22 protein-coding genes, 1 pseudogene and 1 riboswitch are annotated in these 18,994 nt (G+C 67.4%); of the genes and pseudogenes, 12 read left to right on the forward strand and 11 right to left on the reverse strand.

Annotation, left to right across the window (positions count from 1 at the left end; all coding sequences use genetic code 11):
* Positions 1–7 precede the first annotated feature (7 nt).
* Positions 8–931 (forward strand): hypothetical protein, encoded by a 924-nt coding sequence (locus AB0H54_RS19025; protein ID WP_357346640.1) that lies wholly within the window; start codon positions 8–10, stop codon positions 929–931.
* 9 nt (positions 932–940) lie between these two features.
* Here the strand turns inward: AB0H54_RS19025 and AB0H54_RS19030 are convergent, their stop codons facing one another.
* The 4 genes from AB0H54_RS19030 to AB0H54_RS19045 form a co-directional block, all read right to left on the reverse strand.
* Complete coding sequence (locus AB0H54_RS19030) at positions 941–1,432, reverse strand: carbonic anhydrase (protein WP_357346641.1); 492 nt, start codon at positions 1,430–1,432, stop codon at positions 941–943.
* 163 nt (positions 1,433–1,595) lie between these two features.
* Positions 1,596–2,387, reverse strand: a complete 792-nt coding sequence (locus tag AB0H54_RS19035; RefSeq protein WP_357346642.1) for an ABC transporter permease — start codon at positions 2,385–2,387, stop codon at positions 1,596–1,598.
* Positions 2,384–3,136, reverse strand: coding sequence for an ATP-binding cassette domain-containing protein (locus tag AB0H54_RS19040; RefSeq protein WP_357346643.1), 753 nt, complete (start codon positions 3,134–3,136; stop codon positions 2,384–2,386). Before AB0H54_RS19040 ends, AB0H54_RS19035 begins: the two co-directional genes overlap by 4 nt.
* A 31-nt stretch (positions 3,137–3,167) precedes the next feature.
* A complete protein-coding gene (locus tag AB0H54_RS19045; RefSeq protein ID WP_357346644.1) occupies positions 3,168–3,650 on the reverse strand; it encodes a hypothetical protein in 483 nt (160 codons plus the stop codon).
* 160 nt (positions 3,651–3,810) lie between these two features.
* Here AB0H54_RS19045 and AB0H54_RS19050 point away from each other — a divergent pair, with 160 nt between their 5' ends.
* Complete coding sequence (locus tag AB0H54_RS19050; protein WP_357346645.1) at positions 3,811–4,293, forward strand: nuclear transport factor 2 family protein; 483 nt, start codon at positions 3,811–3,813, stop codon at positions 4,291–4,293.
* A 21-nt stretch (positions 4,294–4,314) separates the two neighbouring features.
* Here the strand turns inward: AB0H54_RS19050 and AB0H54_RS19055 are convergent, their stop codons facing one another.
* The 4 genes from AB0H54_RS19055 to AB0H54_RS19070 form a co-directional block, all read right to left on the reverse strand.
* Positions 4,315–5,118 carry an ABC transporter ATP-binding protein gene (locus tag AB0H54_RS19055; protein WP_355272755.1) on the reverse strand — a complete coding sequence of 268 codons (804 nt, stop codon included), beginning with the start codon at positions 5,116–5,118 and terminating at the stop codon, positions 4,315–4,317.
* Positions 5,111–5,962 (reverse strand): ABC transporter permease, encoded by an 852-nt coding sequence (locus AB0H54_RS19060; RefSeq protein ID WP_357346646.1) that lies wholly within the window; start codon positions 5,960–5,962, stop codon positions 5,111–5,113. Before AB0H54_RS19060 ends, AB0H54_RS19055 begins: the two co-directional genes overlap by 8 nt.
* Complete coding sequence (locus tag AB0H54_RS19065; RefSeq protein ID WP_357346647.1) at positions 5,940–6,962, reverse strand: ABC transporter substrate-binding protein; 1,023 nt, start codon at positions 6,960–6,962, stop codon at positions 5,940–5,942. Before AB0H54_RS19065 ends, AB0H54_RS19060 begins: the two co-directional genes overlap by 23 nt.
* Positions 6,959–7,666, reverse strand: coding sequence for a TenA family protein (locus tag AB0H54_RS19070; RefSeq protein ID WP_357346648.1), 708 nt, complete (start codon positions 7,664–7,666; stop codon positions 6,959–6,961). Before AB0H54_RS19070 ends, AB0H54_RS19065 begins: the two co-directional genes overlap by 4 nt.
* A riboswitch (TPP riboswitch) is annotated at positions 7,657–7,753 on the reverse strand. Its footprint overlaps the gene before it by 10 nt.
* Positions 7,754–7,919: 166 nt before the next feature.
* Here AB0H54_RS19070 and gndA point away from each other — a divergent pair.
* Positions 7,920–9,365, forward strand: a complete 1,446-nt coding sequence (gene gndA, locus AB0H54_RS19075) for an NADP-dependent phosphogluconate dehydrogenase (RefSeq protein WP_357346649.1) — start codon at positions 7,920–7,922, stop codon at positions 9,363–9,365.
* 108 nt (positions 9,366–9,473) lie between these two features.
* Here gndA and AB0H54_RS19080 read toward each other — a convergent pair whose 3' ends face one another.
* Positions 9,474–10,247: a nuclear transport factor 2 family protein gene (locus AB0H54_RS19080; protein WP_357346650.1), complete on the reverse strand. Its 774-nt coding sequence runs from the start codon at positions 10,245–10,247 to the stop codon at positions 9,474–9,476.
* 49 nt (positions 10,248–10,296) lie between these two features.
* Between AB0H54_RS19080 and AB0H54_RS19085 the strand changes: the two genes are divergently transcribed.
* Entirely contained in the window at positions 10,297–10,902 is a 606-nt protein-coding gene (locus AB0H54_RS19085; RefSeq protein ID WP_357346651.1) for a TetR/AcrR family transcriptional regulator, read from the forward strand.
* Positions 10,903–10,940: 38 nt separating this feature from the next.
* Here AB0H54_RS19085 and AB0H54_RS19090 read toward each other — a convergent pair whose 3' ends face one another.
* Entirely contained in the window at positions 10,941–11,612 is a 672-nt protein-coding gene (locus AB0H54_RS19090) for an alpha/beta fold hydrolase (RefSeq protein WP_357346652.1), read from the reverse strand.
* A 147-nt stretch (positions 11,613–11,759) separates the two neighbouring features.
* Positions 11,760–12,158 carry a low affinity iron permease family protein gene (locus AB0H54_RS19095; protein WP_357346653.1) on the reverse strand — a complete coding sequence of 133 codons (399 nt, stop codon included), beginning with the start codon at positions 12,156–12,158 and terminating at the stop codon, positions 11,760–11,762.
* A 107-nt stretch (positions 12,159–12,265) separates the two neighbouring features.
* Here AB0H54_RS19095 and AB0H54_RS19100 point away from each other — a divergent pair.
* The 8 genes and pseudogenes from AB0H54_RS19100 to AB0H54_RS19135 form a co-directional block, all read left to right on the forward strand.
* Positions 12,266–12,928, forward strand: a pseudogene (locus AB0H54_RS19100) (energy-coupling factor ABC transporter permease); the annotation flags it as partial.
* Positions 12,929–13,030: 102 nt separating this feature from the next.
* Positions 13,031–13,363 carry a PDGLE domain-containing protein gene (locus AB0H54_RS19105; RefSeq protein ID WP_357347526.1) on the forward strand — a complete coding sequence of 111 codons (333 nt, stop codon included), beginning with the start codon at positions 13,031–13,033 and terminating at the stop codon, positions 13,361–13,363.
* A complete protein-coding gene (gene cbiQ, locus AB0H54_RS19110; RefSeq protein ID WP_357346654.1) occupies positions 13,364–14,125 on the forward strand; it encodes a cobalt ECF transporter T component CbiQ in 762 nt (253 codons plus the stop codon).
* Complete coding sequence (locus AB0H54_RS19115; RefSeq protein ID WP_357346655.1) at positions 14,122–14,841, forward strand: ABC transporter ATP-binding protein; 720 nt, start codon at positions 14,122–14,124, stop codon at positions 14,839–14,841. The genes cbiQ and AB0H54_RS19115 overlap by 4 nt, the downstream gene beginning before the upstream one ends.
* Positions 14,842–14,918: 77 nt before the next feature.
* Positions 14,919–15,293 (forward strand): hydrogenase maturation nickel metallochaperone HypA, encoded by a 375-nt coding sequence (hypA, locus tag AB0H54_RS19120; protein WP_357346656.1) that lies wholly within the window; start codon positions 14,919–14,921, stop codon positions 15,291–15,293.
* On the forward strand, positions 15,251–16,054 hold the full coding sequence (gene hypB, locus AB0H54_RS19125; protein WP_357346657.1) for a hydrogenase nickel incorporation protein HypB: 804 nt from the start codon (positions 15,251–15,253) through the stop codon (positions 16,052–16,054). The genes hypA and hypB overlap by 43 nt, the downstream gene beginning before the upstream one ends.
* Before the next feature lie 73 nt (positions 16,055–16,127).
* Positions 16,128–17,183: a hydrogenase expression protein HypE gene (locus tag AB0H54_RS19130; RefSeq protein WP_355272721.1), complete on the forward strand. Its 1,056-nt coding sequence runs from the start codon at positions 16,128–16,130 to the stop codon at positions 17,181–17,183.
* Positions 17,184–17,195: 12 nt separating this feature from the next.
* Complete coding sequence (locus AB0H54_RS19135; protein WP_357346658.1) at positions 17,196–18,992, forward strand: nickel-dependent hydrogenase large subunit; 1,797 nt, start codon at positions 17,196–17,198, stop codon at positions 18,990–18,992.
* Positions 18,993–18,994: the final 2 nt, after the last annotated feature.

Consider the following 18,994-nt stretch of genomic DNA (forward strand, 5'->3'; position numbering starts at 1 on the left):
TGCGCTCATGACATCGACCACGACACCGGCTCCCCGCACCGACTATGGCTCGCCGCAGATCCGTTATTCGCCGGGTTTCCCCGCCGAGCACCATCGTTTCGTCGAGAAGTCGATCGACAGCATGATCGAACGTTCGTCCGCGGAGACCGCGCGCAGGCGCGCCGACGCCGCCGAGCGGAATGCGATCACCCAGGCGCTCTACGCGCCCCTGATCCGACTGGCACGACAGGATTCCGAGACGGCGGACACGCTGCGAAAAGCGGACGATACCCCCGTACCGTTCGACGAGGACCTGGTACACCCGCGCGTCACCGCACCGCACGGGATCCACCCGGACGCGACGGCAACGCTCGACATCCGGGCAGGCACCGAGATCTTCGCGATCCCGTACCACTTCGACTGGGCATGGCACGACCCGGCGGGCGGCAGGCCGTTCGAGCTCGTGGTCGATCGCGACAACGGCCGCGTGGCCATCGACGGCCGCGCGGGCCCGAAGATCGGCGGCGCCGAGGAGTTCGTGTACACGCGGGCCGGGTACGGTATCACGCTGCAGACCGATCGCGAGGTGGCCGTGATGGGCCGCTCGTACCGGACCACCGACGACCACTACTCGGTCGGCTGCGGACTCGGCGGCTCCGCCGTCGCCGAGGGCGGCACCGATCTCACGGTGTTCGAGAACGGCAATTTCGTCACCTCCGCTGTCGACAAGCGCTGGCGCAAGCGGGTCAGCCAGAACGAGACCGACGTCTACAGCAGCAACGGATTCGGCCCCGGCGCCACCATCGAGGTGTCCTGGACGATGCGTCCGGGCAATACGTACACGTTCAACGTCGGGGCGTTTGTCTATGCCTATCGGGACGACGGCCTCGGGAACACGTGGAGTCAATCCAGCATTGTCGCGAACATCATTTTCATGAGCGTCTTCCGGTAGCGGCAGCGGTCAGTCGAGCACTTCGTTCAGTTTCCCCGTCGCGACATCGAAGACGAAGCCGCGCAGGGAGGTGGTGCGCGTGATGAAGGGGCTGCGGTCGATACGGCGCAGTGAATTGCGGATGTCCTCGTCGAGATCGCCGAAGGCCTCGGCGGACCAGGTCGGCTTGATGCCGATCTCGTCCTGGATGGCGCGTTTGAAATCGTCGTCGGTGAAGGTGAGCATGCCGCAGTCGGTGTGGTGGATCAGGATGATCTCCGTGGTGCCGAGCAGCCGCTGGCTGATGGCCAGCGAGCGGATCTCGTCGTCGGTGACCACGCCGCCGGCATTGCGGATGACGTGGGCTTCCCCGTCCTGCAGGCCCAAGATGCGGTAGACGTCGAGGCGGGCGTCCATGCACGCCACCACGGCGACGTGCTTGCTGGGCGGCAGCGGCAGCGGGCCGCTGAACTGCGCCGCGTAGGCGGCGTTGTTGGTGAGGTATTCGTCTGTGACGGTCATGGCGGCGTCCTCTGGTCGATGGGTGGCGACATACGAATCTCCGCATCCATCGTTCGTGCCGACCCGGACGGCGGCCAGAGATTCGCGCACACCGAGGACAAGGGTCGTTCGCGCCGGTGCGACAGAGTAGAAGCGCGCGGTCTGCGCCTACTCGATCCGCCGATCAGTCCGTCGTTATATCGCGTCGGGACAGCCGTATCGTCCCGAGCGCGAAGAACGCCGTGGCGATCACCGCGAAATACGCCAGCGAACCGTTGGCGCCACCGAAGACCGGCCGCATCGTCGGGTACTGACCCGCACCCAGCTCGCCGTTTTTGAACGGCATCCACTGCGCGACGACGTTCCCGATCTTTACCGGCAGCATCGCGGAAAAGGTCTCGATTCCGAACTTCCACAGCAACACCACACCGACGACGACACCCGGACACGGGATCAGCCCGGCGATCCCGATCCCCAGCGCGGTGACGAAGAACGCGAATACCGGTAGCCCCCACAGCAATCGGAGACCGGCCGACGAGGTCAGCTCGACTCGTCCCCACACCTCGGGAAAGATCGCCGGGAAACCGGCGAGCAGGACGATCACGGTGACCAGCGTCGCCGCCGCGGCGATCAGCCCGAAGACCAGGAGTTTCGCCAGCGGGAGCAGCGGGCGCCGGGTCTGGGCGCAGTAGACCAATTCCACTGTCGCGTATTTGAATTCGTTGCTGAGTGAGGCGACACCCGCCGACATCAGGACGATCGTCGAGAAGATCATCACCCAGTAGCCGGCATTGTTGGTGTCCATGCCGCCGCTGCCGTTGACCTTGTTCATCCGGGTGGCGATCGCCAGGCTCGCGTTCAGGGCGATCGGCAGCACCACGGCGATCGGCACGATCGCGAACCACACCGGGCTGCGCCAGGACAGTTTCGCCAGTTCGCTCCGCACCGCGCGACCGAGATCCCCTGCTGCGCTCACTGTTCCACCTCACCCGGCGCACTGGTGCGGCCGTGGTACTCGACGCTGCCACGGGTGACCGTCAGATACGCCGCTTCGAGCGGACGTGGGCCCGAGCCGAGCGCCACGGTCTCGTCCCGACCGGCGTCGGAGAGAATCCGCCCGCGGCCCATGATCACGATCCGGTCGGCGGTGATGGCGACCTCGGTCAGATTGTGCGAGGCGACCAGCAGGGTCCGTCCTTCGCGGGCGAGCCCGGTCAGGAGTTCGCGCAGCCACAGGATGCCGTCCACGTCCAGGCCGTTGTCCGGCTCGTCGAGCACGATGGTCCGCGGGTCGCCCAGGAGCGCGGTCGCGATGCCGAGCCGCTGGAGCATGCCGAGCGAGAACCGGCCGACCAGGCGGTCTTCGACATCGGCGAGACCGACGCGCGCGAGCACCCGCCGGACCTCGCCGACGGTAATGCCGCCGAGGCGCGCCTGCCAGGTCAGGTGCTGTTTCGCCGTGTGCTTCGGATGCCTGGCGAAGGTGTCGAGGTTGAAGCGCACCTCGCGCATGGTGTGGGGGAGTTCGCGCAGTGGACGTTCGTTGATCCGCACCGTGCCCGCGTCCGGGGTGGTCAGCCCGGCGATCATCCGCATGGTCGTGGATTTACCGGCGCCGTTGGGCCCGAGCAGATAGGTGATCGAGCCGGGGGCCGCCTCGAAGCTGACATCGCTGACCGCGACCCGGTCGCCGAATCGCTTGGAAATACCGGAAACTGTGATCATCGGCGATCGAGTCGTCGCGAACGTTCGGGGATCAGTAGCCGAAGTCCGGGTTGCCCGTGCAGCCGCCCATGGCGTCGCAGGTAGCCTTCCAGTCGACCTTCCAGAGGCCGTTTTCGCGGATGTAGCTGTAGGTTCCGCTGGTGGCCGGGAAGCCCGCCATCACGCCGGACAGCGTGGCGGTCATGGTGTTGCCGGTGATGGCCTTCGAGGTCGCCCGCTCCTGGATGGACAGGAAGTCGTAGACCCCGCCCTGGGACAGGATGCCCTGCAGCGCCGGACCGACCGTCGACCCGTGGTAGCTGACCTCTTCCTTCGCGCTCATCGGCAGATTCGGATTCCACAGCGCGGCGAACTGCCCGGCGATGGCGTCGAGCGACGGGTCCGCGTCCCGGAGGTAGAGGTCGGCGACGGTCGCGTCGCGGACCGAGCGGTCGGCGAGCGCGGGGGAGGCGGTGCCCACGGTCAGCAGACCGGCGAGACCGAGGGCGGCGACGAGGCCGGCGATCTTCTTCATGACATGTCCTCCGCGGACGATCGAGACGGGCGGTTGCCGTCGGTAGCTCCGATAGTGCTCAGCACGCTACTTTTCGAGATAAGGTTAGTCAAACCTAAGTTCCCGATCGAACCTCGGCCGAACGCCCGCTCAAACCTAGAACGCGTTCTAGAATCCGGCGATGGACCTTGTCGCGATCGAGGAGATCAAGCGTCTCAAGCACCGCTACTTCCGCACACTCGACCTCAAGCTGTGGGACGAGTTCGCGGACTGCCTCGCCACGGACATCTCCGCGCGCTACGGCACCCAGGCCATGGCCGAGCCGCTGCATTTCGACTCCCGGGCCGACGTCGTGGCGTACATGAGCGAGAACCTCGGGCCCGGGATCGTCACGGTCCACATCGCCAACCACCCCGAGATCGACGTCGACGGCGATACCGCGACGGGTTCCTGGGCGTTCGAGGACACGGTGCTCGTCCCTGGCGCGAAAGTGCAGATCCGTGGTGGCGGATACTATTCCGACACCTACCGGCGTGACCCGGACGGGGTGTGGCGGATCGCCTCGACCCGATACGAGCGCATCTACGAGGCGTTGACCTCGCTGGCGGATCTCCCGAGCTTCAAGCTGCTGGCCAACCGCTGGGATCCTTCGCTCGAGCACTGACCCGCTCGGCGTCGGTTCGATCTAGCGCTGGTCGGTGAACGCCCGGCGTGACTCCTCGTGCAGGATCGTCAGGAGTTCCTCTTCCAGCGCGACGAATTCGGGGGCGGTGATCGTGGACAAGCCGCGCGGCCGCGGCAGGTCGACGCGGACTTCGTGACGCACGGTGGCCGGGCGCGCCGACAGGACGATCACGCGGTCCGAAAGGTACACCGCCTCACGGACATCGTGGGTGATCATCAGGACCATCCAGCGGTAGCGCTGCCAGACCTCCTGCAACCACGACTGCATCTCGGTGCGGGTCAGGGAGTCGAGCGCGCCGAAGGGTTCGTCGAGCAGCAGCAGTTCGCGCTCCTGGACCACCGTCCGCAGCAGTGCCGCGCGCTGCCGCATCCCGCCCGACAGCTGGAACGGGCGGGCGTCCTCGAAGCCGGACAGGCCGAAGACGGGGAACAGTTCGCGGGCACGGCGCCGGGCCTCCGCTGTCGGGACGCCCTGGACCCGCAAGCCGAGGATGGTGTTGTCGAGAACGGTGCGCCAGGGGAACAGCAGGTCCTTCTGCGGCATGTAGGCGCAGTGCGACGCGGTGTCCTCGCCGTCGGCGGCGCGGAAGCCGACACTGCCGGAATCAGGGGACTCCAGTCCGGCGAGCATGTTGAACACCGTGCTCTTGCCGCACCCGCTCGGCCCGATGACCGAGACGAACTCGCCCGAGCGCACCGTGAACGACACCCCGCCCAGCACCTCGAGATCCGGACTGCGCCGACCCTGCGGAAACGACTTGGTGAGATGGTCGACGACGATCCGGTCGTCCCCGGCGTCAGTCACGTCGGCTCCTGTTCTGCGCGCGTGCCCACGGTGCGACGAGGCGCTCGATCGCGAACGTCGACAGGTAGAGCGTGATGCTCAGCAGCGCCGTGACCAGCACCGCCGCCAAGACCAGGTCGGTGCGGAACGAATTCTTCTGCAGGCTCATGTAGATGCCGAGACCGGCGCTCGCGCCGACATACTCGGCGAACACCGCGCCGACGACCGCGTAGGTGATCGCGATCCGCAGCGCCGTGAAGAACCGCGGCAGCGCGGACGGCAGCCGCACATAGCGGAACTCCTGTAGCCGCGAGGCGCCCATGCTGCGCAGCAGCGCGCCCGCCTCACGGTCGGCCGCGGCGAATCCCTCGATCAGGCCGATGGCCATGGGGAAGAAGGTGACCAGCGCGACCACCAGGATCTTCGGCAGCAGGCCGAAGCCGAACCAGATGATCATCAGCGGTGCGATCGCGACGATCGGCACGGTCTGCGACGCGACGAACAGCGGCACCAGCGCGCGCCGCAGCCAGGGCGAGAAGTCCACGATCACCGCCAGTACCCAGGCCAGCGTCAGCGACACCGCGAACCCGACCAGCGTCACCTGCAAGGTGGCGGCCGCGTGCGTGGCGATCTCGTCGCGGTGTGCCCACCCCTGCTGGACGACCCGCAGCGGTGAGGGCAGCACCTGCGGACGGACACCGCTGCTCGTGACGTAGACCTGCCAGAGCGCGACCAGGACCACCACCGTCACCAACGATGGCACCGCCCACCGGATTCCGGCCCAGCGAGCCGTGCCGCCGTCACCACCGGCGGGGACCGGCGGCGGCACGGCTACGGACCGCTCACGGGGTGGCGAGGTACTCATTGGTGAAGTAGGTCGACCAGTCGGGTTCGGTGGTCAGCGGCTTTCCGTCGGGTCCGGTCAGCAGACCGCCCCGGTACAGGAAGCCGGAATTCGCCGTCCACTGCTCCACCGTCTGGGTGCCGACCTTGCCCGCGGCGTTCTTCATGAACTGCTCGGCCAGCATGCGCTGGCTCTCGAAGACCAGCTTCTCGTCGGTGAACGCGCCCGGATTGGCGTCGATGAGATCCTGGGCCGCCGCGTCCGGGTTGTCCGCGGCGAACTGGTAGCCGCGCTGCAGCGCCTGCACGAATTTCGCGGCGCGGTCTGGGTTCTGGGCCAGCCAGCCCTCGTTGGCGTCGACCACGATCGCGTAGGCGTCGGGGAAACCGAAGTCGGTGTAGCGGAAGTAGCGCATCGGGGTGCCGTGGTGTTCGGCCTCGATCCCTTCCCACGCCAGATACGAGACGGTGAAGTCGGCCTTGCCGGAGTAGACCGCTTCGTAGGCCGACGAACCCAGCATCACCGAGGTGAAATCGCCGGTGCCGCCGTCGTTGCGGATGACCTGCTGGAGCGCTTCCTTCTCGCCGGGGTCGCCGAAACCGGCGTAGGTCTTGCCGTCGAGGTTCTTCGGGCTCGCGAGGTCGGCGCGATCGGCGCGCACGCCGATACCCGTCGCCCAGTGCTGCAGCGGGGCGAGCACCGACTTCACCCGTGCGCCCGACGCGCGGGCGAAGGTCGACGAATTGTGCGTGCTGATCCCGAATTCCGCATTGCCCGCGTCGATCACCGTGTCGACGGCGGTGTTGTTGTACGGCAGGACCTGCACATCCAGGCCGGCGTCGGTGAAGTAGCCGCGCTGCAACGCGACATAGAGCCCGACGTGGTTGGTGTTCGGTGTCCAGTCCAGCGCGAACCGGATGGTGTTGTCGGAGCCGCCACCCGAACCGCAGGCGGTGAGCAGCGACAGGGTCGCGACGGTGGTGGCCAGGACCGCGAGCGCGCGGCGTAGACGCCCGGTCATGCGGCGGGCCAGGGCTGCGGATGCAGGGCGGTGTCCCAGAACAGCAATTCGTAGCGCGTCGCGGCGACGAACGCCTGCTCCATCGCCGCCCGCTCCTGTTCGCTCGCCGACTCGGCGGCGGCGTCGACCAGTGCGCGCGCCGTGGCCGCGGACTGCTGGAACTCCGCCGCGCCGTAGGTGGTGACCCACTGGGCGTACGGGTGCGTGGGGTCGGCGGCGATCACCTTCGCCGCGCTCTCGGCCAGGTCGCGTCCCACTTCGGCGTAGATCCAGAAGCAGGGCAGTGCGGCCGCCGCGGCGACGGCGTAGGACTCGGTCGCGGCGGCCGCGATGAGGTAGGAGACGTAGGCCAGGCAGGTCTGCGAAGGCTCCGGTTCACCCTGCCGTGGGGGCAGCACGCCGCCGGTGAGCAGCTGTTCGTGCATGGCCGATTCGACGGCGGCGGCGTTCGCCGACGAGGTCGCCCAGAAGGCCGCGGTCTGCGGGTCCGGCGACTTGGCCGCGAGCAGCGCCAGCGCCTTCGAGTACCCGGTGAGGTACAGCGAATCCTGCTCGGTGTAGGTGCGGAACACCTCGAGCGGCAAAGTGCCCTCGCCGAGGTGGCGCAGGAACTCCAGCTCATCGATCGCCGTGCGCAGGACCTTGGTCCGGTCCCAGAGGTGATCGGTGAACAAGTCTGTATTCGTGGTGTGGGCGCGCAACACCGTGACATCCCTTCGTCAGCATTACCTGAACAGGTTCAGCGGGTCTGTTCTCAGCCTCGCGGTCGCGAGGCACCCCGTGTCGGAACTCGATCGAGACTAGCAGCGACCTCCGACACGCGGGCCGTGCCGGGTTCCGCCCGGAGCCCCGGTCACGGTGGTAGGTGTTCGGCGGCGGACCGGCACCCGGTAACTTCGCTGCCAAGAAGTCCGTCTTCCCGCGCCCATCGAACCGCCGAACGAAGAGAGCTGATCAATGTCGACCTCGACCGCGCGTGCACACATCGGTGTGACCGGCCTGGCCGTGATGGGCAGCAATATTGCCCGCAACTTCGCCAAGCACGGCTACACCGTGGCACTGCACAACCGTTCCGTGGCAAAGACCGACGCGCTGCTGGCCGAGCACGGCGGTGACGGCGATTTCGTCCGCACCGAGACCGTCGAGGAGTTCGTCGCGGCGCTGGAGAAGCCGCGACGCGTGCTGATCATGGTCAAGGCAGGCGACGCGACCGACACCGTCATCGAGGAACTGGCTGCCGCGATGGAGCCGGGCGACATCATCATCGACGGCGGCAACGCCCTCTACACCGACACCATCCGGCGCGAGGCCGCCCTGCGCGAGCGCGGCCTGAACTTCGTCGGCGCCGGTATCTCCGGTGGCGAGGAGGGCGCGCTCAACGGCCCCGCGATCATGCCCGGCGGGCCCAAGGAGTCCTACGAATCGCTCGGCCCGCTGCTGGAGTCGATCGCGGCGCAGGTCGACGGCACCCCGTGCTGCACCCACATCGGCCCCGACGGTTCCGGCCACTTCGTCAAGATGGTGCACAACGGCATCGAATACGCCGACATGCAGCTGATCGGCGAGGCCTACCACCTGTTCCGGGACGCGCTCGGCTTCGACGCCAAGCAGATCGCGGACGTGTTCACCCAGTGGAACTCCGGCGACCTGGAGAGCTACCTCGTCGAGATCACCGCCGAGGTGCTCGCGCAGGTCGACGCGAAGACCGGCAAGCCGCTGGTCGACGTCATCGTCGACGCGGCCGAGCAGAAGGGCACCGGCCGTTGGACGGTCAAGTCCGCGCTGGATCTCGGTGTGCCGGTGACCGGCATCGCGGAGGCGGTCTTCGCCAGGGCGCTGTCGGGTTCCCGTGCCCAGCGCAAGGCCGCGGTGGGTCTCGCCTCGGGCACGCTCGCCGCCAAGCCGACCGATGTCGAGCAGTTCACCGAGGACATCCGGCAGGCGCTCTACGCGTCCAAGGTCGTCGCCTACGCACAGGGCTTCGACCAGATCGCCGCGGGCAGCGCCGAATACGGCTGGGATCTGCGCCCGGGCGACATGGCGACGATCTGGCGCGGCGGCTGCATCATCCGGGCCCGGTTCCTGAACCGGATCAAGGAAGCCTACGAGCAGGACCCCGCGCTGCCGAGCCTGATCCTGGCCCCGTACTTCCGCGAGGCGATCGAGACGGCGATCGACAGCTGGCGGCGCGTGGTGTCCACCGCCACCCTGCTCGGTATCCCGGTCCCGGCGTTCGCGTCCTCGCTGTCCTACTACGACGCGCTGCGCGCCGAGCGCCTGCCCGCCGCCCTGACCCAGGGCCAGCGCGATTTCTTCGGCGCGCACACCTACGAGCGCATCGACGCCGAGGGCAAGTTCCACACCCTGTGGAGCGGTGACCGCAGCGAAGTCGCCGCGGGCTGATCTCCGCGCACGGGACTGCTGGCGGTCGAATCCCGTCAGCCCTCCCGACGAACCCCCTCCGGCTCGGGTCGGAGGGGGTTCGTCGTCTTTGGAGAGGTCGGGCAACGGTCAGCGGGGAGCGGTCGAGCGAGGCAGAGTCGGGGGAGGGCGGAGTCGGGTGATGGCCCGGGTGGCCAGGCCCGCCCCGCGCAGGAGCCACCTGAACGCGGTGGTGGACGGGCCCGGCACGATTCCGGCCAGCTGCACACCGTCGAGCAGGTCGTAGAGCGTTTCGCCCTCGTACATCAGGTGCTCGGCGTTGAAGTGATAGCGGTCGACGGCGGTGCACTGGATGAACGCGCCGTTGCCCGGGATCGCGGTGGCGTCCGCACCGTAGGGGTGCAGCTTCAACGGCCCGACGATGTGGCCACTGCCGTAGTAGCGCACCACCATTCGGACCTCACCTGATGGGGACAGGTCGATGTAGCACTGTCCGGGGATCGGGTCGTAGCGCCAGTCGGGGATGGCGTCGAAGAACGCGAAGTTGTAGGCCACGAATTCGTCGAGTCCCACCATGGTCGCGCCGAGTGTCGTCACGTCCTTGTAGCGCAGGTCGTCGGTGTAGAGCTCGTGGTTGTAGCTCATGTCCCGGGTCTGCCAGCTCCACCAGTACTTCTTCGCCCAGTCGAGGGTCCAGGCGATATCGAGGCCGTGCCCGGCGTAGAACTCGATCTTCTTCTCGTAGTCGTCGAACCATGTGCGGGTCATGGCGGTCAGCGCGGCTTCGTCGAGGACGGCGACCGGCTCGGAGCGGTTGGTCAGCACCGCGGGGATCGGTTGCGCCAGGCGCGGCTGCAGCAGTGACAGCTGGAACTGTTCGTCGGTGAACATCGCTTTCTCCATCCGGAAGCACCTGCTTCCTGATGGGAAATGGTTCTTGTAAAGTGGTGCCGTGTCAAGGAGCTACGGCGGGCAGACCGCCGAGGGGCGCGCTGCCGACCGGCGGGCGCGCCTGATCGATGTCGGCGTCGATATTGTTGGCACGCAGGGTGTTTCCGCCCTGGGGATGCGCTCGGTGTGCCGTGCGGCGGGGTTGAGTCAGCGGTTCTTCTACGAGAGCTTCGCCGATACGGATGGGCTTTTGCACGCGGTGTACCAGGCGGCGCTGTCCCGCCTGGAGGGGGCCGTCGCGCCGGCGGCGGCATCCGGCGACCTGCACGGCGTGTTCGAGGCCGCGGCCCGACTCATGGAGGCCGATCCGCGGATCTGTCGCATTCTGCTGATCGAGCCGGTGGCGGACGCGCGGCTGCGGGGCTATGTGCGCGAGACCATTCCGGCGATCACACTGGCCGTCCTCGGTGATCGCGTCACCGGATCGCCGGACGATCCCCGTGTGCGGATGCGCTTCTCGGCCCTCTTCGGCGCCCTGATCTCGCTGTTCGTCGAGTGGACGGAAGGCAGCCTCGGTACCGACCGAGACGCCTTCGCCACCCACGTGACCGCGGTCGCGACGCAACTCCTGAGCGAGATCAGCCCCGCAGGACCGAGTCGTCGATGACGAGGCGGGCTCGTGACTCGCCGGGTCCGGGAGGTTGCTCAGCCCACCGGAAGTGGCAGGCGAGGGCGTAGCGCGGAGCGGCGGCCGACGGATGCGCGGTCCAGCGCCGACGAGGCCGGGTTCGGGGCTTCGTGGTGTGACGCGGGACCGAGGTCTGTCGTAAGTCGAGCGAGCACGAATTCGACGATCGCGGTGGACACCGCGTGGTGGACCGGCTCGTGCAGGAGATCGTGTCCGGCATCGGCGAACTCCCGCAGCGTGACCGTCGGCTTGCCCGCGCACCAGCTCCTGATCGGGCCGATCGGCGCGCGCCGGTCGTCCTGTCCGTGCAGGACCAACGTCGGGACCTCGGGGGCGGGCACGGCGAGTGTGTGCGCACGTACGGGCGTTCCGGTGAGAGCGACGCTGGAGATATGTTGTGCGGCTGATGGATTGGACTGCATCGCGATGAGTGCGGTTCCCGCCCCGAGCGAGTGTCCGACGACGGCCAGCGGAATCGCGGTGTCGGCGGCGTGGGCGATGGAGATGAGCTGCGAGGCCGAGGCGGCGAGCTCGTCCACCGACGGGAGCCCGTCGATCTCGCCTTCGCTCAAGCCGTGCCCGATGTGGTCGATGCCCCAGACCTCGATGCCATGGCGATTCAGGAACCTGCCGAACCGGTGGTAGTCCGCGCTCTGCTGGCCGAGGCCGTGCAGCAGTATCACCCCCATACGAGGGCTCGCTACCTGCCAACGCCGGTAGTGCACCAGCCCACGGGGTCCATCGAAGAAGAGCACCCGGAAAGTGTGCCAGAACTAAGCTTAGCCTTACCTGTGTGGTGCGTCACTCCGGCTGGGTATCGCCACCCGGCGGTGTCGTCAGTGGCGCTCCTCGAGTCCGACCGACTCGCGCAGCCGTTCCGCCGCCGCGCGGAGTTCGGGATCGGTCGATCCCGATGCGGTCATGAGCGTCGCCAGTGCCTCGGCGATGACGTTGAGCTTCTCCTGAGCGGCCTCACTCGCGCGGCGGCCCGCGTTCTCGAGGAGCACTACCAACAGCAGGGTGAAGACGCTGGCGACGGTGTGGATGGCAACCTGCCAGGTCTTGAGATCCGTCCACCATGGCAAGCTGATCAGCCACGCGGCGACGATTCCAACGCAGAGGAAGAAGAATGGAGCCTGACTCACCCGCAGTTCGGCCTGCTCGACGAACCGGTCGAAGGGCGAGCGGTGATCACCTCCGCCGCGGCTGCGCGCGGCTGTGCTGCGACGCTCCATCATCGAATTCTAGTCGCGTCCAACCCGGGTGGCATCCAGCCGATGTCGTGCCCGGACATCCCTTTATCTGTTCACATAGACAGATAAAGGGCGTAGTGTTCTGATAGGTGAACGGCAATACCGTGGCAATGCACATGAGCGACGGGATCGTCGATGCGCCGACGTCGCTGATCTTCGTGGGGATCGCGGCAGTGGGGCTCGGGTTCGCGGGCTGGCGAGCACGGGCCGAACTCGATGAGCGCGCGGCGCCGATGGCCGGACTCGTCGCCGCGTTCATCTTCGCGGTGCAGATGGTGAATTTCCCGATCTTGCCCGGCGTGAGCGGGCACCTGCTGGGCGGAGCGCTCGCCGCCATACTGGTCGGGCCTTACCTCGGGGCGTTGTGTGTGGCGATCGTGCTGGTCGTCCAGGCCTTGCTGTTCGCCGACGGCGGGCTGACCGCACTCGGCACCAACATCACCAATATGGCGCTCATCGGTGTGGGTGTGGGATATCTGGTCGCCCGCGCCGGGGTGTCGCTGCTGCGCCGACGGACCGACACCGGTATCGGCATCGTGGCCTTCGTCGCCGCGCTCATCGGAACTCTCTGTGCCGCGATGGGATTCGTCGTCGAGTACGCGATCGGTGGGGCCGCGGGCTCCACGGTCGGCGCCGTCGCGGGCTACATGTTCGTCACGCACGCGCTGATCGGGATCGGCGAGGGCATCATCACCGCGATCACGGTGGTGGCGGTGTTCAACGCGCGGCCCGACCTGGTCTACGTGCTCCGCGCGGCGGAACCGGTGTCCGCCACGGCGTCTCCCGCTCGCGCGCGGCTGTCGTTCACCGGATTCCTGTGGGCGTTCGCCGCGGCTGCCGTACTCGTCGCGGGCGTGCTGTCCTACGCCGCGAGTTCCCATCCGGACGGCCTCGACGCCACCACCCAGCGTGGGTGCACCACGGTCGAGGTGGACGGCGGCGAGCAGCTGCGAGGTGAGTGCATCGCCCAGAGCGCCGAGGAACACCGGTTCGCCGGTTCACCGCTGGCCGACTACACGATCGACGGCAACAGTGATCTGGCCGGCCTGGCGGGCATCGTCGGCGTCGCGGCGGCCTTCGCCGTGCTGTTCGCGGTGGTCCGCACGATCCGGATCGGGCGGAGCGGGACGCGCGCGGCCGATCGTGCCGATGATGCCGCGGTGCGGTCGTACGCGGAGCCGGAATAGGTGAGCGGCCCGGTCCACCGGCTGTATCTGGCGGGGAACTCGCCCGCGCATCGAGCGCCGGCCGAGGTGAAGATCGTCTGCGCGGTGGTCGCGGTGTTCGCGGTCGTGGCGACTCCGCGGGAGTTGTTGTGGCCGTTCGGCTGCTATGCCCTCGGCCTGGTCGCGCTGTGGCGATGGTGGGGAATCCCGCTGCGCTGGATCGCGCCTCGGCTGCTCATCGAGCTGCCCTTCGTCGTGCTGGCGGTCCTGCTGCCCTTCGCCGCCGGCGAACCCCGCACCGAGGTCCTCGGGCTGTCGCTGTCGGTCACCGGACTGTACGCCGCGTGGGGCATCATCGCGAAAGGCACGATCGGCGTGGGTATCTCATTGACGCTGGCCGCGACGACGAGCGTGCGCGCCCTGCCCGAAGGGCTGACCCGGCTGCGGGTGCCGGGCACGATCGTCATGATCGTGGTGCTGATGCTGCGCTACGTCGACGTGCTGGTCGCCGAGGCGGCGCGGATGCGGCTGGCGCGGATCTCGCGCGGCGACGACCCGCGCACACTGCGTCAGGCCGGGGCGACCGCGCGCGGTGCGGGCACCCTGTTCCTGCGGTCCTATGAACGCGGCGAGCGGGTCCACCTGGCGATGCTGTCGCGTGGGTTCGACGGCGCCGTGCCCGATGTCGGCACCCCGCACGCCACCGGCAGGCAGTGGCTGTTCGGCTGCCTGCCCGCGGCCGCCGCGATCGTCGTCTGCGCCGGTGCTTGGATGGTGCGGTGACCGAACCGACGACACCCGCGGTGCGCGTGGTCGACCTGACCTTCGCCTATCCCGACGGGACCGGCGCGCTGGACGGGGTGAACCTGCAGATCGCGCCGGGGGAGCGGGTGGCCGTGCTCGGGCCCAACGGGGCGGGCAAGTCCACCTTGATGCTGCACCTGAACGGGGTGCTCACCGCCACCTCGGGACAGGTGCACATCGGCGGTCTGCGGCTGGACCGCGACAGTGTGCGCGAGATCCGGGAACGGGTCGGGGTGGTGTTCCAGGACCCCGACGACCAGCTGTTCATGCCGACCGTCGAACAGGACGTCGCGTTCGGTCCCGCCAACTTCGGCGTCCGCGGCGAGGCACTCGCCGACCGCGTCCGCGAGGCCCTCGCCGCGGTGGGGATGACGGATCGGGCCGGGCGCTCACCGGCGCACCTGTCACTGGGGGAACGCCGTCGGGCCGCGCTGGCGACGGTGCTGTCGTGCCGGCCCGAGGTTCTCGTCCTCGACGAGCCCGCCGCCAACCTCGATCCGGTGGCCCGCCGCGAGCTGGCCGAGATCCTGCTGTCGCTGCCCACCACCATGCTCGTGGTGACCCATGATCTGCCCTACGCGCAACGGATCTGCGACCGGGTCGTCATCCTCGACGGCGGCGAAGTCGTCGCCAACGGCCCCACCGCCGACATCCTCGGCGATGCCGCCCTGCTCGCCGCGCACCGCCTCAGCTGAGCATCCGGCCATCGCGTCGGCGGGTTGCCGAGGAGTAGCCTCAGCAGTGGGTTCTCCCTCGACGAGCCGAGACTGCGATGCACGAAATGGCGATCACCCAGAGTGTCATCGACGCCGTCTGTGAACACGCGGCGGGAGCGCGGGTGCACAGCGTGCTCCTGGAGGTCGGCGCGCTGTGCGCGGTCGTGCCGGAGGCGATGCAGTTCTGCTTCGAACTCGCCGCCGAGGGAACTCTCGCCGAGGGCGCGCGCCTCGAGATCGACGTGGTGCCCGGCCGTGCGACCTGCCGACGTTGCGGCGCCGAGTTCACCGTGCTCGAACCGATCGTCCTGTGTGAATGCGGCAGCGCCGATGTGGCGATCAGCGCCGGGCACGAACTCCGAATCCGGTCGATGGAAGTGAGCCGAGAATGTGCGCAACCTGTGGATGTGGCGACGACGACGCCGCGGTGATCACCCTCCCGCACGAGCACGAGCACGAGCACGAGCACCACGGGCACAGTCATGGTCACGGCGGTGATCACGTGCACCTGCCGGTGACCGAGACCATCACCCTCGAGCAGAAGGTCCTGGCCAAGAACGACCTCCTGGCCGAGCGCAACCGGGACTGGCTCGCCACCCGCGACATCCTGGCGCTGAACATGACCAGCTCACCCGGCGCGGGCAAGACCACGCTGCTCGAACGCACGATCCGCGAGTTCACCGAGGTGCCCATTGCGGTGATCGAGGGTGACCAGGCGACCCTGCTCGACGCCGAGCGGATCGGGGCGACGGGCTGCCGGGTGGTGCAGATCAACACCGGCGCCGGCTGTCATCTCGACGCCGAGATGACATACCGTGCGCTCGAGACGCTGGACCCCGCGCCCGGCACCCTGCTGTTCGTCGAGAACGTCGGCAACCTGGTGTGCCCGGCGTTGTTCGACCTCGGCGAGCGCGGCAAAGTCGTGGTGATCTCGGTGACCGAGGGCACCGACAAGCCGCTGAAGTATCCGCACATGTTCGCCGCGGCCTCGCTGGTCCTCGTCAACAAGATCGACCTCCTACCGTATGTCGACTTCGACCTGGACAGATGCCGGGAGTACGCGACCGCGATCAATCCGCACGCGCAGATCCTGCCACTGTCGGTGACCAGCGGTTCCGGCATGACGCAGTGGTACGAGTGGCTGCGGCGGCAGCGCTCGGCAACTATTGAGGATCACTCACGGGAGACATAGACTGACGTGATCAGGATCACATCGTGGGCCACCACGAGCCTGCGATGCCCCGCTTCAGAAAGTGGCACAGCCCATGCCCACCCAGGAAGCAATCAAAGCAGAACAGGCCCTCATCCACGTGCTGTGGATCAACGCAGGCCTCAGTTGTGACGGTGATTCGGTCGCGCTGACCGCCGCGACCCAGCCCAGTATCGAAGAAATCGCGCTCGGCGCTCTTCCCGGGCTCCCACAGATCGCGGTGCATTGGCCGTTGATCGATTTCGAATGCGGACCCACCGGCGGCGCCGACGATTTCCTCGAATGGTTCTTCAAAGCCGACCGCGGTGAACTCGAACCGTTCGTGCTGGTCGTGGAGGGCTCCATTCCGAACGAACAGCTCCACGAGGAAGGTTACTGGTGCGGCTTCGGCAACGATCCCGCGACCGGTCAGCCCATGACGACCAGCGAATGGCTCGATCGGCTGGCCCCGAAGGCCACCGCGGTGGTCGCGGTCGGTACGTGTGCCACCTACGGCGGCATCCACGCCATGGCGGGGAATCCCACCGGCGCGATGGGTGTGCCCGATTACCTCGGCTGGGACTGGAAATCCAAGGCGGGAATCCCGATCGTGTGCGTGCCGGGTTGCCCGGCCCACCCGGACAATATGTCCGAAACGCTGACCTACCTGCTCTACATGGCCACCGGACAAGCGCCGATGATTCCCCTCGACGAGGCGTTGCGGCCGAAATGGCTGTTCGGCGCCACCGTCCACGAAGGCTGCGATCGGGCGGGCTACTACGAGGAAGGTGACTTCGCCGACGAGTACGGCTCACCGAAATGCATTGTGAAACTGGGATGTTGGGGCCCGGTGGTGAAATGCAACGTCCCCAAGCGGGGCTGGATCAACGGCGTCGGTGGCTGCCCGAATGTGGGCGGCATCTGCATCGGCTGCACCATGCCGGGATTCCCGGACAAATTCATGCCGTTCATGGACGAGCCGCCGGGCGGGAAGATCTCCTCGACGGCATCAGGGCTGTACGGGTCGGTGATCCGCAGCCTGCGCCACATCACCGGACGCACGGTCGACAAGGAGCCGCGCTGGCGGCACAAGGGCGAGAAGCTGGAATCCGGCGCCACCCGCACCTGGTAGGAGGCGATTGGAATGACTGCCATCATCCCCGAGCCGTCGCACAAGAAGATCGAACCGGACAGTCTCGTCGAGATGGCCTGGGACCCGATCACCCGCATCGTCGGCAGCCTGGGAATCTATACCAAGATCGATTTCGAGAACCGGGAAGTGGTCGAGTGTCACAGCACTTCGTCCATCTTCCGCGGCTACTCGATCTTCATGCGGGGCAAGGATCCGCGCGACGCGCACTTCATCACCAGCCGCATCTGCGGCATCTGCGGCGACAATCACGCCACCTGCTCGTGCTACACCCAGAACATGGCCTACGGAGTGAAGCCGCCGCACCTGGGCGAGTGGATCGTCAATCTCGGCGAGGCCGCGGAATACATGTTCGACCACAACATCTTCCAGGAGAATCTGGTCGGCGTGGATTTCTGCGAGAAGATGGTCGCCGAGACCAATCCCGGCGTCCTCGCCCAGGCCGAGAAGACCCCGGCACCGCATTCGGCCGAGCACGGTTACCGCACCGTCGCCGACATCATGCGCGCGCTGAATCCCTTCACCGGCGAGTTCTATCGGGAAGCGCTCCAGGTCAGCCGCTACACCCGCGAGATGTTCTGCCTGATGGAAGGCAGGCACGTGCACCCGTCGACGCTGTATCCCGGCGGCGTGGGCACGGTCGCGACGATCCAGTTGATGACCGACTACATGACGCGCCTGATGCGCTACGTCGAATTCATGAAGAAGGTCGTGCCGATGCACGACGACCTCTTCGATTTCTTCTACGAGGCGCTACCCGGGTACGAACAGGTCGGCTTGCGGCGCACTCTGCTGGGCTGCTGGGGGTCCTTCCAGGACCCGGAGGTGTGCAATTTCGAGTACAAGGACATGGAGGAGTGGGGTCGGCGGATGTTCGTCACCCCCGGCGTGGTCGTCGACGGGAAACTGGTGACCACCTCCCTGGTCGACATCAATCTCGGCATCCGAATCCTGTTGGGCAGTTCGTATTACGACGACTGGACCGATCAGGAGATGTTCGTGAAGACCGACCCGCTCGGTAATCCGGTCGACCGGCGTCACCCCTGGAACCAGCACACCAATCCCAAGCCGCAGAAGCGCGACATGGACGACAAGTACAGCTGGGTGATGTCGCCGCGCTGGTTCGATGGCACCGACCATCTGGCGCTCGACACCGGTGGCGGGCCGCTGGCCAGGTTGTGGTCGACGGCGCTGGCCGGGCTGGTCGATATCGGCTACGTGAAGTCGACCGGGCACAGTGTGCAGATCAACCTGCCCAAGACCGCGTTGAAGGGACCGGTCAGCCTCGAATGGACGATCCCCGCGTTCGGCAGCAACACCATCGAACGCGATCGCGCCCGCACCTACTTCCAGGCCTACGCCGCGGCCTGTGCGCTGCATTTCGCGGAGCAGGCGCTCGTGGAGATCCGGGCGGGGCGGACCAAGACGTGGGAGCACTTCGAGGTGCCGGACGAGGGCATCGGCTGCGGCTTCACCGAGGCGGTGCGAGGGGTGCTGTCGCATCACATGGTGATCAGGGACGGCAAGATCGCCAACTACCACCCGTATCCGCCGACGCCGTGGAATGCCAACCCCCGCGACAGCTTCGGCACGCCGGGCCCGTACGAGGACGCGGTACAGGGCCAGCCGATCTTCGAGGAGAACGACCGCGAGAACTTCAAGGGTATCGACATCATGCGCACCGTGCGCAGCTTCGATCCGTGCCTGCCGTGCGGGGTGCACATGTACCTCGGCAACGGCAAGACGCTGGAGAAACTCCACTCGCCCACCCAGACTCTCACCGGGGAGTAACG

It is taken from the genome of Nocardia sp. NPDC050718 (genome assembly GCF_040654235.1).
Lineage (GTDB): Bacteria > Actinomycetota > Actinomycetes > Mycobacteriales > Mycobacteriaceae > Nocardia.

Excerpts from the sequence above, each read along its gene's own strand:
- AB0H54_RS19045 (WP_357346644.1), bottom strand. The coding sequence starts at position 3,650 with ATGAAGAAGATCGCCGGCCTCGTCGCCGCCCTCGGTCTCGCCGGTCTG.
- AB0H54_RS19060 (WP_357346646.1), bottom strand. The coding sequence starts at position 5,962 with ATGAGTACCTCGCCACCCCGTGAGCGGTCCGTAGCCGTGCCGCCGCCG.
- AB0H54_RS19130 (WP_355272721.1), top strand. The coding sequence starts at position 16,128 with ATGCCCACCCAGGAAGCAATCAAAGCAGAACAGGCCCTCATCCACGTG.
- AB0H54_RS19025 (WP_357346640.1), top strand. The coding sequence starts at position 8 with ATGACATCGACCACGACACCGGCTCCCCGCACCGACTATGGCTCGCCG.
- hypB (WP_357346657.1), top strand. The coding sequence starts at position 15,251 with ATGTGCGCAACCTGTGGATGTGGCGACGACGACGCCGCGGTGATCACC.
- AB0H54_RS19095 (WP_357346653.1), bottom strand. The coding sequence starts at position 12,158 with ATGGAGCGTCGCAGCACAGCCGCGCGCAGCCGCGGCGGAGGTGATCAC.
- hypA (WP_357346656.1), top strand. The coding sequence starts at position 14,919 with ATGCACGAAATGGCGATCACCCAGAGTGTCATCGACGCCGTCTGTGAA.
- AB0H54_RS19080 (WP_357346650.1), bottom strand. The coding sequence starts at position 10,247 with ATGGAGAAAGCGATGTTCACCGACGAACAGTTCCAGCTGTCACTGCTG.
- AB0H54_RS19135 (WP_357346658.1), top strand. The coding sequence starts at position 17,196 with ATGACTGCCATCATCCCCGAGCCGTCGCACAAGAAGATCGAACCGGAC.
- AB0H54_RS19090 (WP_357346652.1), bottom strand. The coding sequence starts at position 11,612 with ATGGGGGTGATACTGCTGCACGGCCTCGGCCAGCAGAGCGCGGACTAC.
- AB0H54_RS19065 (WP_357346647.1), bottom strand. The coding sequence starts at position 6,962 with ATGACCGGGCGTCTACGCCGCGCGCTCGCGGTCCTGGCCACCACCGTC.
- AB0H54_RS19050 (WP_357346645.1), top strand. The coding sequence starts at position 3,811 with ATGGACCTTGTCGCGATCGAGGAGATCAAGCGTCTCAAGCACCGCTAC.
- AB0H54_RS19040 (WP_357346643.1), bottom strand. The coding sequence starts at position 3,136 with ATGATCACAGTTTCCGGTATTTCCAAGCGATTCGGCGACCGGGTCGCG.
- AB0H54_RS19030 (WP_357346641.1), bottom strand. The coding sequence starts at position 1,432 with ATGACCGTCACAGACGAATACCTCACCAACAACGCCGCCTACGCGGCG.
- gndA (WP_357346649.1), top strand. The coding sequence starts at position 7,920 with ATGTCGACCTCGACCGCGCGTGCACACATCGGTGTGACCGGCCTGGCC.